General features: G+C 51.4%; 1 protein-coding gene. It reads right to left on the bottom strand.

The features are described from left to right. The coding region (locus KDK19_RS10395; RefSeq protein ID WP_257291890.1) for a hypothetical protein at nucleotides 1-1212 on the bottom strand (1212 nt) is incomplete at its 3' end. Nucleotides 1213-1237 lie beyond the last annotated feature (25 nt).

Raw genomic sequence — 1237 nt, 5'->3', positions numbered from 1 at the left:
AAACAGAGTCGAGAGATAATCCAGGGGCGCATAGAACTTTTTCCACTGAGTCCAGACGGTCTCTGAAAAGCCTTCTTCCAGTGGATGGCCATAAACAGCGTAGTTTGAAAGACTATTGATAACAGCGAAAACCAACGCAGGCGCAAAAGTGAGAAGGGCCTGGACATCCCGGTTGTCTGAGATTTTCTTCGAACTGACCAATATAAGCAAGGCTCCGACTCCACCCAGAACTGCGGCTGAGCCTCCGGTGAAGGTTACGACTACAAATCCAGCTCCTGCTCCTGCTCCTGCCAAGGCTCCGGCCCCGGCTCCGGCTATGGCAGTGACTATAGCTCCAGCTTTGGTTACAGCTCCTGCTATGGTTCCGGTTCCGCCTTTGGTTACGGCTGTGGGTACAAGTGCCGCTGCGCCTCCGGACCAACCTACGGCTGCGGCCAAGACTCCGCACGGTGTCTGTCCTTTGCCCGCATCAACTGTTAACAGTGATAAAACTCCCGAGAGGGTACCCACAATCAATGCGCTGAACACGGAAGCAAGCGTCGCTTTTACTGGACTATGGCCTTTATAGATCATGGCCTCATAACCGACAGTCCCCACGATAACCCCATTAATTAACGACAACATTGGGTATTGCCAAACCGCATACGATTCAGTTGAAATATCCCTTGCGCCCATTTTTCTCAGGATTAGCGCCGAAATAGCTCCCGTTCCAGTTCTTGATATCGCTTCTGACGCAAAGTAGGTCAACACTGCGACAGGTACGAGCTCCCTCGTTTTCGCAACAGCGGCATAACCTGCCATTCCGGCACCGATAAAATACTGGGGTTTCCACCACCACTGCTTCAGGGGCCAGGGAGACACATGCCCAGCCAGCGCCACTTCGGCGGTGGTCATCACGGGTGCCAGTTGCCAACAGAAATCCGTTTTCAACGCCTCCAGCTCCTTTGTATCCGATTCAGCCAGATCATAGGTTCTTGAAAGCCCGGAGAATATTCCCGCTGTTTTACAGACACCCCACCATACACCCAGATTGAGCAGGGTAGACAAAGAAACTCCAGCAATGCTTCCTGTCAACTCAAGCCCATTCGCCACCAGTGCAGTGTCATTAAAAGGCTCAAGAAAATCAAAATCATTTTGTGAGGTGGGGCTGGCCTGTGCCGTCGAATAAAGCAACCACAAAAATAACGGAAACAGGTTGAATAACTTTTTCATGGTGATTTCCCGGATACAGTGACTG

Source organism: Endozoicomonas sp. ONNA1 (genome assembly GCF_024606325.1).
Classification (GTDB): Bacteria; Pseudomonadota; Gammaproteobacteria; order Pseudomonadales; family Endozoicomonadaceae; genus Endozoicomonas_A.
Note: the sequence above shows the minus strand (reverse complement) of the source record. Positions and strands in the feature narration are given on the sequence as shown.